Genomic DNA, 14,380 nt, shown 5'->3' with positions numbered 1-14,380 from the left:
AATAGGCACCGTCCCACGCACACAGTAATCTCGATTTCATGCGTGTACTCGTCGTCGACAACTACGACAGCTTCGTCTTCAACCTGGTGCAGTACCTCGGCCAGCTCGGAGCCGAGGCCGTGGTCTGGCGGAACGACGATCCACAGCTGGCGGATGTGGCCGCGGTCGCCACCGATTTCGACGGCATCCTGATCAGCCCCGGGCCCGGTTCGCCCGACCGCGCCGGCGCCAGCATTCCGCTCGTGCGCGCCTGCGCCCAGGCCGCGACGCCCCTGCTCGGCGTCTGTCTCGGGCACCAGGCCATCGGCGAGGCGTTCGGCGCCACCGTCACCCGGGCGCCGGAGTTGCTGCACGGCAAGACCTCGCTGGTCTTCCACGGTGGCAAGGGGGTGCTGGGCGGCCTGCCCGACCCGTTCACCGCCACCCGCTACCACTCGCTCACCGTGCCCGAGGAGACACTGCCCGACGAGATCGAGGTCACCGGCCGCACCGAATCCGGCATCGTGATGGCGATGCGGCACCGCGACCTGCCCATCCACGGCGTCCAGTTCCATCCCGAATCCGTCCTCACCCAGGGTGGCCACCGCATGCTCGCGAACTGGCTCGAGGTCTGCGGCGAGCGCCCGGCCGAGGGCCTGGTGGAAATGCTCGAGTCGGAGGTCGCCGCGCTGGTGACGCAGTGACGCCGCGCCCCCGGGTGCTGCTTTCGGTGGCGGTCAGCCTCGATGGCTACATCGATGACGCGGGCCCGGATCGGTTGCTGCTGTCCGACGCCGCCGATTTCGACCGGGTGGACGCGCTCCGCGCCGACTCGGACGCGATCCTGGTCGGCGCGGAAACGCTGCGCCGGGACAATCCGCGGCTGCTGGTGAACAGCCCCGATCGCCGGGCCGCCCGGCGCGCCGCCGGGAAGCCCGAGTTCCCGCTGAAGGTGACGATCTCCGCGAGCGGGGACCTGGACCCCGCCTGGCGGTTCTGGCATCACGGCGGGGCGAAGCTGGTGTATACGAGCGACGCGGGCGCGGACCGGATCGGTGATCGGCTGGCCGGGCTCGCGGAGGTGGTCGCGCTCGGGCCGGCCATCGAATTCGCCACCCTGCTCGACGATCTCGGCGCACGCGGCATCGCCCAGCTGATGGTCGAGGGCGGCACCCGCGTCCACACCGGGTTCCTCGCCGCCGACCTGGCCGACGAACTGCGCGTGGCGATCGCGCCCATCCTCGTCGGCGATCCCGCCGCCCCGCGCTTCCTCGGCCCCGCGGCGTATCCCGGTGGGCCGCAGCGTCGCCTGCGCCTGACCGAGGTCACTCAGGTGGGAGACTTGGCCGTCCTGCGCTACACCCGCTGATGGAGCGTCGCGATTCGGCCCGGCCGAGAGCAGCGCATCGCTACCCTCGGTGCAGCGATCCGCCTGACCCAGAAGAGGGGAACCCGACGATGAGCACCGAGGACGCGGACCGCCGATTCCTGCGCCGGGCAATCGAACTCGCGTGGCAGTGCCCGCCGAGCGAGACGGCGTTCTCCGTCGGCGCGGTAGTCGTGGCGGAAGGCACGGAGATCGCGACGGGGTTCTCCCGGGAGACCGATCCGAAGGTGCACGCCGAGGAGTCGGCGCTGGACAAACTGGGCGACGATGACCCGCGCCTGGCCCGGGCGACGATCTACAGCACGCTGGAGCCGTGCTCGCAGCGGGCGAGCGCCGGCCGCGCACCGTGCACGGAACGGATTCTGCGCGCGGGGATTCCGCGGGTGGTCATCGCGTGGCGGGAACCGGGCACGTTCGTGACAAACTGCGTAGGTGTGGAGCGGCTACGGCAGGCGGGCGTCGAGGTGGTCGAGCTCGCCGACCTCGCGGACGAGGCCATGGCGATGAACCGGCACCTCGATCTGTCCTAGCGGTCAGGGCCGGCCGTAGATCGAGTTGACCCACTCGCCGAGCTGATTGTCGTCCAGGTGCTTGGCCAGATCGGCCTCGCTGATCATGCCGACCAGCTTCTTGTCGGCGCCGATGACCGGCACCCGCTTGATGCGGTGGCCCTCCATCTCGTCGAGCACCTGCTCGACATCGGCGTCGTCGGACACCCAGCGCGGCGTGGCCTCGCACAGGTCGCCGGCCTTGGTGGCGCCCGGTGACTTGCCCTGGGCGATGCACTTCACCACGATGTCGCGGTCGGTGATGATGCCGGCCATCCGCTCGTTGCCGTCGGAGACGATCAGGCATCCGACGCCTAGTTCGGCCATCAGCCGGGCAGCCTTGCCGACCGTGTCCTCGGTGGAGATCCAGTGCGCGCCGGGACGCATGATGTCGCGGGCGGTGGTCATGGGGCTACCTCCTGTTTGCGTGCACGCATTCGGATGAGCAGCCCCATTCTCCAACCGGTCGTCGAGCGGAGTTCAGGTTTTCCGATAAATAGCTGTTGACGCCGGACCGGCCATCACGGCGGTCCGAGAACGCCCACCGAAATGGTGATTGTCGCGGTCTTGGACAGCGGCGACCCGGTAGCCGGAGATTGCCCGAGGATCCGGCCGACACTGCCGGCGTCGAAGGTGCCCTGCGGCTGCTGCACGATCTGGCTGGTGCTGCCGGTCCAGCCCTTGGAGCGCAGCACCTCCACCGCCTGCGAGGGGGTCATCCCGACCACGCTGGGCATGGTGATCTCACCGCTGGAGATCTGCACCGTCACCGTGGAGCCCTTGTCGGCCTGGGTGCCGCCGGCGGGATTGGTGGAGAGCACCTCGCCCTTGGGCTTGGCGGAGGCCACCTCGTCGATGTCGACCTTGAAGCCCGCGCTGCCCTCCAGGTTCGGCTGGGCGACGCTGATGTCCTGGCCGACGACCGAGGGCACGCGCACCTTCTCCGGGCCGTCGCCCAGGGTCACGATGATGGCCTGGTCGACGTCGACCTTGGAGCCCGCGGAGGGCTCGGTCCCGATGACCTTGTCCTTCTCCTGCTGGGCCGACGGCTTGCGCAGTACGTTCGGATCCATGCGCAGGCCCTGGGCGTTGAGGGTCTGCTCGGCCTCCTGCTGGGTCATCCCGTCCAGCCGCGGCACCGGCACCTGCGCCGGGCCCAGGGACACCACCAGGGTGACCGTGCTGCCCTCGTTGATCCGGGAACCCGTCAGCGGCTGGGTCGCGATCACGTTGCCCTGCGCGATCTTGCTGTCCGCCTTCTGCTGCACGGCGACGCTGAAGCCGAGCTTCTGCAACGCCTCCTTGGCCTGGAGCTCGGACTTGTTCGACAGGTCCGGCACGGCGACCTGATCCGGCTCGCTGCCCGGGCCGATCAGCACCCAGAACAGCGCGAAGACGACGGCCACCGCGGCCGCGACGCCCACCGCGATCCAGGTGCGGCGCGAGCCGCTGGGATCGGCGATCTCCTGCTCGGAGGTGTCGTCGCCGCGGTCGACGGTGCGGTAGCGGGGCGCGGGCTCGTCCGAGTCGAAGACCGTGGTGCGATCCTCCTCGGTCATCACCATCGGCGCGCTCGGCTTCTGCCCGCCCAGCACGCGGATCAGGTCGGCGCGCATCTCGGCCGCCGTCTGGTACCGGTTGGCCGGGTTCTTGCTCATCGCCTTGAGGATCACCGAGTCCAGCTCGCGCGGAATCCCGGGATGCACGTGCGAGGGCAGGCGCGGATCCTCGCGCACGTGCTGGTAGGCCACCGCGACCGGCGAGTCACCGGTGAAAGGCGGCTCGCCGGTGAGGATTTCGAAGAGCACGCAGCCCACGGAGTACACGTCCGAGCGCGCGTCGACGGTCTCGCCGCGCGCCTGCTCGGGCGAAAGGTATTGCGCGGTACCGATGACGGCCGCGGTCTGGGTCATCGGGTTGGAGCTGTCGGCCAGGGCGCGCGCGATGCCGAAGTCCATCACCTTCACCGCGCCGGCGCGGTTGATCATGATGTTCGCGGGCTTCATGTCGCGGTGCACGATGCCGGCCTTGTGGCTGAAATCCAGTGCGGCGCAGACGTCGGCGACCACCTCCATCGCGCGGCGCGGCGGCAGCGGGCCCTTGCCGCGCACGATATCGCGCAGCGTGTCCCCGTCCACGTACTCCATCACGATGTAGGGCAGCGGGCCGCCGTCCACCTCGGCCTCGCCGGTGTCGTACACCGCGACGATGGCCGGATGGTTCAGCGCGGCGGCGTTCTGGGCCTCGCGCTTGAAGCGCAGGTAGAACGTGGGGTCGCGTGCGAGGTCCGCACGCAAGACCTTGATCGCGACGTCGCGGCTCAGCCGCAGGTCACGGGCCTTGTGCACCTCGGACATACCGCCGAATCCGATGATCTCGCCGAGTTCGTAGCGAGAACCGAGATTCTTCGGGGTCGTCATGGTTGTCCTTGCGAAGGAGTAGGCGCACTACGAGTGGACGAGGGGCCCCGGGCGCCGGGGCTATCCGGAAATGGTAAGTCGAGAGTGGGGAAGTAAGGGGATCGGGTCGTCGTCGTCTTACCGGTCTTGGTGGTGCTCGGAACCGGTGTCGTCGTCGGCGGTTTGGTGGTTGTCGTGGGCGGTTCGGTCGTGGTCGTCGGCGGCTCGGTGGTCGTCGGCGGCACCGTGGTGGTGGGGGCCGGCGGCTCGGTGGTCGTCACCGGCGGCGGCGGAGCCGGTTTCGTCGTCGTGCTGGTCACCGGCGGCTTGGTGGTCGTCGGCGGCAGCTGCGTGGTGGTGACGGCCGGGCGGTCCGGATTCGGGTTGGTGTCGCCGCCGAAGGCCAGCCAGGTGGCCGCGCCGCCGAGCAGCACCGCGCCGATTCCCAGGCCCACCAACCACTTCTGCGTGTTGGTCAGGCCCGGCGGCCTGGGCGGCGGCGTGGCGGCGGCACCGGGGTTCATCGCGGTTTCCGGTGCGCCGTAGGCCGCGGCTCCGCCGTTGTACGGGACGGTCGGGCCGTCCTGCTGCTGGGCCGTCGACGGCAGGATCACCGTCGGGCCCGGCGGCAGCACGCGGGTCGCGCCCTCGGTGAACGGGCCCGAGTTCGGCGCCGCCGTGGCGCCCTTGGGTTCCGGCGGGCGGTGCCCGGCCCGGACCGCGGCCACCGCGTCGGCGAACTCGCCGCCGCTCGCGTAGCGCTGGTTCGGGTCCTTGCGCATGGTGATCTCGATCAGCTCACGCACATTCGGCGGCAGATCGGCGGGCATCGGCGGCGGGTTCTCGCGCACGTGCTTCATCGCGACGGTGATCGCGCCGTCGCCGCTGAACGGCCGCTGGCCCGCCAGCGCCTCGTAACCGACCACGCCGAGCGAGTAGACGTCGCTGGCCGCGGTCGCGTCCTCGCCGATGGCCTGCTCGGGCGCGATGTACTGGGCGGTGCCCATCACCATGCCGGTCTTGGTGACCGGCGAGGCGTCCACGGCCTTGGCGATGCCGAAGTCGGTGATCTTCACCTGACCGGTCGGCGTCACCAGGATGTTGCCCGGCTTCACGTCGCGGTGCACCACGCCGGCGGCGTGCGCCACCTCGAGCGCGCGGCCGGTCTGCTCCAGCATGTCCAGGCCCTGCACGACCGAGAGCCGGCCGAGCCGGTTCAGCACGGTGTTCAGCGGTTCGCCCTGGACCAATTCCATGACCAGATAGGCGGTTTCACCCGCGGACGGGTCGTAGGTCTCGCCGTAGTCGTAGATGCCGGCGATGCCGGGGTGGTTCAGCTGGGCGGTCGTCTTGGCCTCGGTGCGGAACCGGTGCCGGAAGGTCGGGTCGGCGGAGAACTCCGCCTTGAGGACCTTCACCGCGACCCGGCGGTCCAGCCGGGTGTCGAGAGCCTCCCAGACCTGACCCATTCCGCCGGTGGCGATGAGCCGTTGCAGGCGGTATCGGTCGGCGATCATCGCGCCGTTGTTCAGCATCGGGGACTCCGTACATTCACTCGCACAGTCATATCGTTCAGCCCCCTCGCAGCCCGGCGTCCAGCACGGAACGCGCGATCGGCGCGGCCACGGAACCGCCCGTCGCCGCCAGCGCCCGGTCGCCGCCGCTCTCCACGATCACCGCGATCGCGATGGTCGGATTCTGCGCGGGGGCGAAGGCGATGTACCAGGCGTGCGGCGGCGTGCTCCGCGGATTCTCGCCGTGCTCGGCGGTGCCCGTCTTGGACGCGATGGTGTAGCCCCGGTTCTGCTGGCCGCCCTGGGTGTTCTGCTCCGAGGCGATCATCATGCTGGTCAGCTGGGCGGCGACCGGCGCGGTCACGGCCTGGCCGACCGAAACCGGCTTGGTCTTGGACAATTCGCTCAGATCCGGGGCCTGCAGCGAATCGACCAGGTAGGGCTCCATCCGGACGCCGCCGTTGGCGACCGTGGCCGCGATGACCGCGTTCTCCAGCGGGGTCAGCGCGACATCGCGCTGACCGATGCTGCTCTGCGCCAGCGCCGCGTTGTCCGGGATCGGGCCGACGGTGGACTCGGCGACCGGAATCGGGATGCCGCGGCTGGGCCCCACGCCGAAGCGCGCCGCCGCGTCCTTGAGGTTGGACGCGCCCACCTTCTGGCTCAGCTCGGCGAAGGCGGTGTTGCAGGACAACCGGAACGCGTCGTACAGCGAGGTGGTGTTGCCGCTGCCGCAGTGCGTGCCGTTGTAGTTCTCCAGGGTGGTCTTGGTGCCGGGCAGCTCGATCTGGTTCGCGGCGGTGAATTGATCCTCCGGGGTCGCGACGCCGTCGGCCAGCGCGGCCGCGGTGACCACAACCTTGAAGGTGGAGCCGGGCGGGTAGGTGGCCGAGACCGCGCGGTTGAGCATCGGCTTGGACGGGTCGGCGCTCAGTTCCTCCCAGGCCTGGGTGCCGCGGGCGCCGTCGTGCCCGGACAGCAGGTTCGGGTCGTAACTGGGCGTGGAGACCATGGTCAGGATCTTGCCGGTGCTGGGCTCGATGGCGACCACCGAACCGGTGTAGCCCTTCGCCGTCAGCTGCTCGTAGGCGACCTTCTGCATGGTCGGGTTCAGCGTGGTGAGCACGTTCGCGCCGCGCGGGTCGCGTCCGGAGATCATGTCGATCAGGCGGCGGCCGAAGAGCTGGCTGTCGGAGCCGTTGAGCACCGAATCCTCGGCCTTCTCCAGGCCGTTGCTGCCGTACTGCATCGAGTAGAAGCCGGTGACCGGGGCGTAGGCGTCCGGATCGGTCGGGTAGGTGCGCAGGTACTTGTAGCGATCGTCGGTGGCGACCGAGCTGGCCAGCACGGTGCCGGTCGCGGAGATCTGGCCACGCTGGCGCGCGTACTCGTCGAGCAGCACCCGGGAGTTGCGCGGATCGTGGCGCAGGCTGTCGGCCTTGCCGAACGGCCCGATCGACACCTGAACGTAGGTCGCGTTGATGATCAGCGCGACGATCATGATCATCACCGCGACCGCGACGCGTCGTAGGGGAGTGTTCATTCCTGCGGCCTCGCATCCTTGCGGAACAGCTCGGTCGGGGCCTCGGCGAGTGGGGCGGCCGGTTCCTTCTTACGGGCCGGCGCCGGTGCGCGGGCCGCGTCGGAGATCTTGATCAGCAGTCCCAGCAGCAGATAGTTGGCCAGCAGCGAGGAGCCGCCGTAGGACATGAACGGCGTGGTGAGACCGGTCAGCGGAATCAGCTTGGTGACACCGCCGACGACGACGAACAGCTGGATCGCCATGGTGAACGCCAGGCCGGCGGCGAGCAGCTTGCCGAAGCTGTCGCGCACGGCCAGGGCGGTGCGCAGGCCGCGCACGATGAACACCAGGAACAGCAGCAGCACCGCGGTCAGCCCGATCAGGCCGAGTTCCTCGCCGATGGTGGTGACGATGAAGTCGGTCTTGGCGAAGGGGACCTGGTTGGGCCGGCCGTTACCCAGGCCGGTGCCCGCGAGACCGCCGGTGGCCAGGCCGAACAGCGACTGCGAGATCTGGTAGCCGGTGCTGTTGTAGTCGCCGAAGGGATCCAGCCAGGTGTGCACGCGCACCCGGACGTGCCCGAAGGCGTTGTAGGCGAAGACGAATCCGATGGCGAGCAGGCTGCCGCCGATGATCAGCCAGCCGACCCGCTCGGTCGCGATGTAGAGCATCACCAGCACGGTGGAGAAGATCAGCAGCGAGGTGCCCAGATCCTTCTCCAGCACCAGCACGCCGATGCAGACGATCCACACCGCGAGGATCGGGCCCAGATCACGTGCCCGGGGGAACTCCATGCCCAGCATGTGCCGCCCGGCGGTGGTGAACAGCTCGCGCTTGGCCACCAGGACCGAGGCGAAGAAGATGATCAGCAGGATCTTGGAGAACTCGCCCGGCTGCACGCTGAACCCGGGCAGCCGGATCCAGATCTTGGCGCCGTTGGTCTCGGAGTACGCGCTCGGCAGCAGCGCCGGGATCATCAGGGCGACCAGTCCGACCAGGCCCAGGGTGTAGCTGTAGCGGGCCAGCGTGCGGTAATCGCGCAGGATGATCAGCACCGCGATGAACCCGGCCGTGCCCAGGCCGGTCCACATGATCTGGTGCCCGGCGTCGGGGGAGGGGATGGTCCAGGAGTTGTAGCGCGCGTTCTGCGCCGCACCCAGATCCAGGCGGTGGATCAGCACCAGCCCGATGCCGTTGAGCACCGCGACGATCGGGAGCAGCAGCGGATCGGCGAACGGCGCGAACCGGCGCACCGCCAGATGGGCCACCGCGAACACGGCCAGGTAGGCCGCGCCGTATTTGGCGATGTCCCAGGTGAGGGACTGCTCCTGGCTGGCTTCCACCAGGAACAGCGACACCGTCGTCAGCACGGCCGCGAACGCCAGCAGCAGCAATTCCACATTGCGCCGCGTGGACGGCGGTGGCGCGGGCGCGAAGCCGCCGGGCGGACTGGGGTAGGCCCCAGCGGACGGCGGTGCCGGTGCGGACATCAGTCCGTCACCCGGCAGTTCTCCCCCGGCGTCTGGGGGGTCGCCGACGTGGACGTCGGCGCGGTGGGCTCCACCTTCGTCGGTGTCTTGACGTCGGTGCCCCGAGTCTCGCCGGGAGCCGGGTCGCCGGCCGGCGGCGGAACGGTGGCGGTGGTGACCGGGTTCGGCGTGCTGGTCGGCGCACCGGGCGGGGCCGGCTCGGTGGAGGTCGGCGGGACGACGCCGGGCTGCGGCGCCGATTCCTTGGGCGTGCACGCCGGCAGCAACTGCTGGGAGGCCAAGCGCCGCATCTGGCTCTCGGCGTCGTTCAGCGAGCCCGGCGGCAGACCCTGGTTGACCTGGTTGCGCCCGGTCTGGGTCAGGTCTTTCACCTCGAGCGCGCGGCAGCCGGCGGGCAGCGTGGTGCCCGTCTTCAGCACGGTGAGATCACCGTTCTTGTTCACACACCCGATGGTGTCGACCTCGTGGATCGAGTAGCCGAGCACCGAACCCGGAAGTCCGCGCATGACCACCACTTTGCCGCCTTCGGAGGCCACGTAGTAGTTGTTGCGCACCATTTTGTAGCCGACCAGCAGACCCACGCCGACCGCGACCACCAGGCCCAGCGCCAGCAGGATCCAGCGCAGCTTGTGCGACTTGGCCGGCGGCTCGGGATCCGGTGTGGCCGTGGCCCGGCGCGGCGGCGCGGCCCGCGGGGGACGCATCGCGGCGGCGCGACCGGCGGCCGTGTTGGGCGGCGGGGTGTCGTCGTCCTGACCGGAGGCGGCGCCCGCCACGATCGGATGACTCTGCCCGTAGTCGAGATCGATGACGTCGGCCACGACCACGGTGACGTTGTCCGGACCGCCGCTGCGCAGCGCCAATTCGATGAGCCGGTCGGCGCATTCGTCGGTGCTGCCCTCACGCAGGGTGTTGGCGATGGTCTCGTCGCTCACCACGTCGGAGAGACCGTCCGAGCAGAGCAGATAGCGGTCGCCCGCGCGGGCCTCCCGCATGATCAGCGTCGGCTCGATCTCGTTGCCGGTGAGCGCGCGCATGATCAGCGAACGCTGCGGGTGGGTGTGCGCCTGCTCGGGGGTGATCCGGCCCTCGTCCACCAGCGACTGCACGAATGTGTCGTCGCGGGTGATCTGGGTGAGTTCGCCGCCGCGCAGCAGATAGGCGCGAGAGTCGCCGATGTGGGCGAGGCCGAGCTTCTTGCCGGCGAAGAGGATGGCGGTCAGGGTGGTGCCCATGCCGTCGAGCTCGGGCTCCTCCTCGACCTGGTCGGCGATCGCGCCGTTGCCCTCGTGGATCGCGTGGTCGAGCTTGCCGAGCAGATCGTCGCCGGGCTCGTCGTCGTCGAGATGGGCCAGCGCGGCGATCATCAACTGGGAGGCGACTTCGCCGGCGGCATGGCCGCCCATCCCATCGGCCAGGGCGAGCAATCTGGCGCCCGCGTAGACGGAATCTTCATTGTTGCCTCGCACGAGGCCGCGGTCGCTACGCGCTGCGTAGCGGAGAACAAGTGTCACGATCGGAGCTCGATCACTGTCTTGCCGACACGAACCGGAGTGCCGAGCGGAACACGGACGGCGGTGGTGACTTTCGCGCGGTCGAGATAGGTGCCATTGGTGGAGCCGAGGTCTTCGACATACCAGTCGTCACCGCGCTGGGAAAGTCGCGCATGCCTGGTGGAGGCGTAATCATCGGTGAGTACCAGCGTGGAATCATCCGCGCGCCCGATCAGCACCGGTTGGGTGCCGAGCGTGATGCGCGTGCCGGCGAGTGAACCTTGAGTCACCACAAGATATTTGGCGCCCTTCTGGCCGCGGCTGAAGGACGGCAGCACCGCGGAACCGCGTGCGGCCCTGGGCTGGATCCGAATGCCGGAGGCCGCGTAGATGTCGCTGCGCAAGGTTCGCAGAACCGCCCATACGAACAGCCACAACAGCAAGAGGAACCCCGCTCGGGTCAACTGCAGGATCAATCCCTGCACGGCGTTCCACCTCCTGTACGACCGTGTGTCTGTCGGTGCCGAGTAGGCGCTGGTTCGCCCCCACCCGGCTGCTGGTCTTGCCCGGCCCCATGACGGTGCCGCACGTTGGCAGCATCATAGGGCCGTCAGTCGATTTCGATCACGATACGACCGCAGAACCGCTGGTGCCATGTCTGTGTAGGGCACCAACGTGCACGCGTCATGTCATGATCTGGACGCGAGCTTACGGGATCAGACGATTCGGATCAGGATCTCGGAATGCCCGGCGCGGATGACATCGCCGTCGGCGAGCTGCCAATCCTGCACGGGAGACCCGTTGACCAGGGTTCCGTTGGTGGAGCCCAGATCCGAGAGCATCGCCGTCTGGCCGTCCCAGCGGACCTCGATGTGGCGGCGTGAAACACCGGTGTCGGGCAGGCGGAAATGCGCGTCCTGACCGCGGCCGATGATGTTGCTGCCCTCTCGTAGCTGATAGGTGCGGCCACTGCCGTCATCCAGCTGGAGCGTGGCCGAGTAGCCCGAACCGGCAGGCGCGCCACCGGAATACGGGGCGGGCTCGGCGTAGCCCTGCTGTGCGCCGTAGCCACCCTGTTGCGAGTAGGCCTGGCCGTACCCGCCCTGGCTCTCGCCGTAGCCCGGCTCGCCGTACCCGGGTTCGGCGTATCCCTGCTGGCCGTAGCCCTGCTGCTGGCCGTGGCCGGGCTGACCGTAACCCGGTTCGGCGTAGGCCTGTTCGCCGTAGCCCTGCTGCTGCTGCCCATAGCCCTGCTGGCCGTAACCCTGCTGCCCGTAGCCGGCGCCGCCCTGCCCGTAACCGGACTCCTGGTAGCCGCCCGGGGCCTGGCCGTAACCCTGTTCGCCGTACCCTTGCTGGCCGTAGCCGGCGCCGCCCTGGCCGTAGCCGGACTCCTCGTAGCCGCCCGGCGCCTGGTACCCGCCCGGCGCCTGGTAGCCGCCCTGGCCGGCCTGCTGCTGGTAGTCGTAGCCGTTCTGGTACTCGCCGCCGTAGCCCTGCTGGCCCTCGGCCTCGTAGGGTGCGCGGTAGTCGTCGCGATAGGCGCCGTTGGGCGGGTTGGGCCGCCCCGCCGGCGGCGGTGCGTACCCGCGATTGCGTGGATCGGACTCCGCGGGCTCACGGCTCGGGTCGTAGCCAGAGTTCTGCGTCATGGGGCCAGCTCCTGGTTGCGGGTTTGCAGGTCGTTGTGGCGAGGGTTCCGGGCGGTGAGCCGGTGAAGCTCCGCGACCGGCGTCGGGATCGACCCGGCCGCGCGCCCTGAACTGTCCGGTGTGCAGCGTAGGTGATGCCTCGAACGCTACGTGTACTTCGCCGTAGGTCTGCCACCCCTGATCGCGGATGTAGTCCTGCAGGTGTTTGGCGAACGCACGGGTCGTGAGGGTGTGATCCGCGTCGAGATTGCCGTGATCGGAGGAGTTGATGGTGATCACATAACTGTTCGGCGCCAGCAGATGTCCGCCGCCCACGTCCTCGATGTGCTCGGCGGCTTCGCGCTGCAGCGCCGCCTCCACCTCCTTGGGTACGACGTTGCCACCGAAGGCGCGGGCGAACACATCGTCGACGGTGCCGCGAAGGCGAGCTTCGAATCGCGAAACGATCCCCATCCCCGGCCTCCCTTCATCGAACGTCTTCCCCGAGTCATAGCCCATTTCATAACAACGACACGCGCGTATGGCGTGTCGTGTGTCGACCACGTTCATTGCATGATATCCACGATCGTCCACACCTGTAACTCCTGGCGACGCCGGTGGGTTCCCACCAACCCCAGGAGTCCTCAACGTTATCGCTGACCAGGCGATTTCGTTTCCGAGACGTCGCCGTGATAAGTTTTCCCAGTCGCTCGGGCGAGTGGCGGAATGGCAGACGCGCTGGCTTCAGGTGCCAGTGTCCTTCGGGACGTGGGGGTTCAAGTCCCCCTTCGCCCACACATAAGAGGCCCACACTCGATGAGTGTGGGCCTCTTCTCGTTTCGGCCACAGTTCGTCGTCGATTTGGTGATGGTCGGGTGCCCCGGGCGTGGCGGCGCCGTTCGTGGCGTCCGGATTCGACGGTAAACCGTTGCCCGTTGGCGAGAACCTGTTCTAGTTTGAGGCATGCGTAGATATGAAGGCCGTCGAGTACTGGTGACCGGAGCGGGATCGGGTATCGGCCAGGGCATCGCCCTGCGCCTGCTCGACGAGGGGGCGCAGCTGGTCGCCGCCGACATCGACGAGGCGGGCCTGCAGGCCACCGCCGACAAAGCGGGCGACGCCGCCGAGCGGCTGCGGACCGTGCGGGTGAACATCGCCGACCCGGAATCGGCCGCCGCGGGCGTCGCCACGGCGCTCGAATTCCTCGGCGGGCTCGACGTGCTGGTCAACGCGGCGGGGATCCTCAAGCCCGCGCGCACCCACGAAATGCCGCTGGAAGCCTGGAACCAGGTCATCACGATCAACCTGACCGGCACCTTCCTGATGACCCAGGCGGCCCTGCCCGCGCTGCTGGATTCCGGGAACAGCGTCGTGGTGAATCTGTCCTCGACCGCGGCGACCAACGCCGCGCCCTACCTCGCGGCGTACGCGGCCTCCAAGGGCGGGGTGAACGCGTTCACGCACGCCATCGCGCTGGAGTACGCGAAGCAGGGCCTGCGTGCGGTGAACATCCTGCCCGCCGGGATCACCAGCGGCATCACCACCAAATCCATCCTGGATCAGCCCGACGGCGCGGACTGGAAGCTGTTCGCCCGCCTGACCGGCTGGCTGAACGGCGGCGCGCTGGGCAACCCCGACGACATCGCGGGCGTGGTGGCCATGGTCGCCTCCGACGACGGCCGCTACATGACCGGGTGCGAGATCCGGGTCGACGGCGGCGCGGTGATGTAGCTCAGCGCGGTTCGGCGACCAGTAGATGCGCGGGAATCGGGCGGCCCGGGAGTTGCTCGTGCCGCACCGTGCACCCGGCGCGCTCCAGGGCGGCGCGTACCTCGTCGACCGGGCGGAGCGTGAATCCGTAAGGGGTGAACGGCATTTTCGCCATCGCGTCCGGGTCGCCGATGCCGATCACCACGGCGCCGCCGGGGCGCACCGCGCGGGTCAGTTCCGCGCAGGCGGCGTCCAGGTCGGCGACGAAGTAGATCGTGTTGACGGTGATGGCCGCGTCCAGGCTGGCGTCGGCGCAGGGCAGCTTCGTCAGCGATCCCTCGCTCAGCAGCAGCCGGCCCGCGGCGATGTCGCGGGCGAAGGTGGTGCGGGCCCGGGCCAGCATGTCCGGCGAGATCTCCACACCGTGCACGACGCCGGGCCGGGCCAGCAGCAGTTCGAGGCCGACGCCGCCGCCGAAACCGATGTCGGCGACGGTGTCGCCGGTGGCCGCGCCGACCGCGGCTTCGATGAGGGCCCGGTTGCCGCGGTTGAGAATCAGGGCCACGCCCCGGCCCAGCACGCCGTGCGGATTGCCGAGCTGACCGGCGAGGGCGGACAAGACTTTCGCGCGAAGACCAGGCATGGCGCCCATCGTAGGGAGAAGCGGGCACCCGGCTTGGATGAATTGAACCGCCGATGGTTCAAAT

Annotated in this window: 13 protein-coding genes and 1 tRNA gene; 5 read left to right on the top strand and 9 right to left on the bottom strand. The window is 69.2% G+C overall.

The window, feature by feature from the left end; all coding sequences use genetic code 11:
* Positions 1–38 precede the first annotated feature (38 nt).
* From AB0I43_RS06710 to AB0I43_RS06700, 3 genes are all read left to right on the top strand, one after another.
* The gene (locus AB0I43_RS06710) at positions 39–683 is read left to right on the top strand and encodes an aminodeoxychorismate/anthranilate synthase component II (RefSeq protein WP_356971897.1); all 645 of its coding nucleotides are present in this window, start codon (positions 39–41) and stop codon (positions 681–683) included.
* Entirely contained in the window at positions 680–1,348 is a 669-nt protein-coding gene (locus AB0I43_RS06705) for a RibD family protein (protein ID WP_356971896.1), read from the top strand. Before AB0I43_RS06710 ends, AB0I43_RS06705 begins: the two co-directional genes overlap by 4 nt.
* An 89-nt stretch (positions 1,349–1,437) precedes the next feature.
* Positions 1,438–1,896: a deaminase gene (locus AB0I43_RS06700; RefSeq protein WP_356971895.1), complete on the top strand. Its 459-nt coding sequence runs from the start codon at positions 1,438–1,440 to the stop codon at positions 1,894–1,896.
* 3 nt (positions 1,897–1,899) lie between these two features.
* Here the strand turns inward: AB0I43_RS06700 and AB0I43_RS06695 are convergent, their stop codons facing one another.
* The 8 genes from AB0I43_RS06695 to AB0I43_RS06660 form a co-directional block, all read right to left on the bottom strand.
* Positions 1,900–2,322: a CBS domain-containing protein gene (locus AB0I43_RS06695; RefSeq protein WP_356971894.1), complete on the bottom strand. Its 423-nt coding sequence runs from the start codon at positions 2,320–2,322 to the stop codon at positions 1,900–1,902.
* A 113-nt stretch (positions 2,323–2,435) separates the two neighbouring features.
* Positions 2,436–4,334: a Stk1 family PASTA domain-containing Ser/Thr kinase gene (gene pknB / locus AB0I43_RS06690; protein ID WP_356971893.1), complete on the bottom strand. Its 1,899-nt coding sequence runs from the start codon at positions 4,332–4,334 to the stop codon at positions 2,436–2,438.
* Positions 4,331–5,848: a protein kinase gene (locus AB0I43_RS06685; RefSeq protein ID WP_356971892.1), complete on the bottom strand. Its 1,518-nt coding sequence runs from the start codon at positions 5,846–5,848 to the stop codon at positions 4,331–4,333. Before AB0I43_RS06685 ends, pknB begins: the two co-directional genes overlap by 4 nt.
* Positions 5,849–5,885: 37 nt before the next feature.
* Positions 5,886–7,370: a penicillin-binding protein 2 gene (locus AB0I43_RS06680; protein WP_356971891.1), complete on the bottom strand. Its 1,485-nt coding sequence runs from the start codon at positions 7,368–7,370 to the stop codon at positions 5,886–5,888.
* The gene (locus tag AB0I43_RS06675; RefSeq protein ID WP_356971890.1) at positions 7,367–8,839 is read right to left on the bottom strand and encodes an FtsW/RodA/SpoVE family cell cycle protein; all 1,473 of its coding nucleotides are present in this window, start codon (positions 8,837–8,839) and stop codon (positions 7,367–7,369) included. Before AB0I43_RS06675 ends, AB0I43_RS06680 begins: the two co-directional genes overlap by 4 nt.
* Positions 8,839–10,353 (bottom strand): protein phosphatase 2C domain-containing protein, encoded by a 1,515-nt coding sequence (locus AB0I43_RS06670; protein WP_356971889.1) that lies wholly within the window; start codon positions 10,351–10,353, stop codon positions 8,839–8,841. Before AB0I43_RS06670 ends, AB0I43_RS06675 begins: the two co-directional genes overlap by 1 nt.
* A complete protein-coding gene (locus AB0I43_RS06665) occupies positions 10,350–10,817 on the bottom strand; it encodes an FHA domain-containing protein (RefSeq protein WP_356971888.1) in 468 nt (155 codons plus the stop codon). The genes AB0I43_RS06670 and AB0I43_RS06665 overlap by 4 nt, the downstream gene beginning before the upstream one ends.
* A gap of 231 nt (positions 10,818–11,048) precedes the next feature.
* Positions 11,049–12,437 carry a DUF3662 and FHA domain-containing protein gene (locus AB0I43_RS06660; protein ID WP_357431496.1) on the bottom strand — a complete coding sequence of 463 codons (1,389 nt, stop codon included), beginning with the start codon at positions 12,435–12,437 and terminating at the stop codon, positions 11,049–11,051.
* A gap of 238 nt (positions 12,438–12,675) precedes the next feature.
* Here AB0I43_RS06660 and AB0I43_RS06655 point away from each other — a divergent pair.
* Both AB0I43_RS06655 and AB0I43_RS06650 read left to right on the top strand, forming a co-directional pair.
* A tRNA-Leu gene (locus tag AB0I43_RS06655) sits at positions 12,676–12,758 on the top strand.
* Between the two features lie 168 nt (positions 12,759–12,926).
* Positions 12,927–13,694 carry an SDR family NAD(P)-dependent oxidoreductase gene (locus tag AB0I43_RS06650; RefSeq protein ID WP_356971886.1) on the top strand — a complete coding sequence of 256 codons (768 nt, stop codon included), beginning with the start codon at positions 12,927–12,929 and terminating at the stop codon, positions 13,692–13,694.
* Between the two features lies 1 nt (position 13,695).
* Here the strand turns inward: AB0I43_RS06650 and AB0I43_RS06645 are convergent, their stop codons facing one another.
* Positions 13,696–14,316, bottom strand: coding sequence for a class I SAM-dependent methyltransferase (locus AB0I43_RS06645; RefSeq protein WP_356971885.1), 621 nt, complete (start codon positions 14,314–14,316; stop codon positions 13,696–13,698).
* Positions 14,317–14,380 lie beyond the last annotated feature (64 nt).

It is taken from the genome of Nocardia sp. NPDC050435 (assembly GCF_040655395.1).
Taxonomy (GTDB): Bacteria; Actinomycetota; Actinomycetes; order Mycobacteriales; family Mycobacteriaceae; genus Nocardia.
The sequence above is the reverse complement of the archived record's forward strand: the minus strand, read 5'-3'. Positions and strand labels throughout refer to the sequence as shown.

Excerpts from the sequence above, each read along its gene's own strand:
- pknB (WP_356971893.1), bottom strand. The coding sequence starts at position 4,334 with ATGACGACCCCGAAGAATCTCGGTTCTCGCTACGAACTCGGCGAGATC.
- AB0I43_RS06700 (WP_356971895.1), top strand. The coding sequence starts at position 1,438 with ATGAGCACCGAGGACGCGGACCGCCGATTCCTGCGCCGGGCAATCGAA.
- AB0I43_RS06685 (WP_356971892.1), bottom strand. The coding sequence starts at position 5,848 with ATGCTGAACAACGGCGCGATGATCGCCGACCGATACCGCCTGCAACGG.
- AB0I43_RS06645 (WP_356971885.1), bottom strand. The coding sequence starts at position 14,316 with ATGCCTGGTCTTCGCGCGAAAGTCTTGTCCGCCCTCGCCGGTCAGCTC.
- AB0I43_RS06675 (WP_356971890.1), bottom strand. The coding sequence starts at position 8,839 with ATGTCCGCACCGGCACCGCCGTCCGCTGGGGCCTACCCCAGTCCGCCC.
- AB0I43_RS06695 (WP_356971894.1), bottom strand. The coding sequence starts at position 2,322 with ATGACCACCGCCCGCGACATCATGCGTCCCGGCGCGCACTGGATCTCC.
- AB0I43_RS06680 (WP_356971891.1), bottom strand. The coding sequence starts at position 7,370 with ATGAACACTCCCCTACGACGCGTCGCGGTCGCGGTGATGATCATGATC.
- AB0I43_RS06660 (WP_357431496.1), bottom strand. The coding sequence starts at position 12,437 with ATGGGGATCGTTTCGCGATTCGAAGCTCGCCTTCGCGGCACCGTCGAC.
- AB0I43_RS06650 (WP_356971886.1), top strand. The coding sequence starts at position 12,927 with ATGCGTAGATATGAAGGCCGTCGAGTACTGGTGACCGGAGCGGGATCG.
- AB0I43_RS06710 (WP_356971897.1), top strand. The coding sequence starts at position 39 with ATGCGTGTACTCGTCGTCGACAACTACGACAGCTTCGTCTTCAACCTG.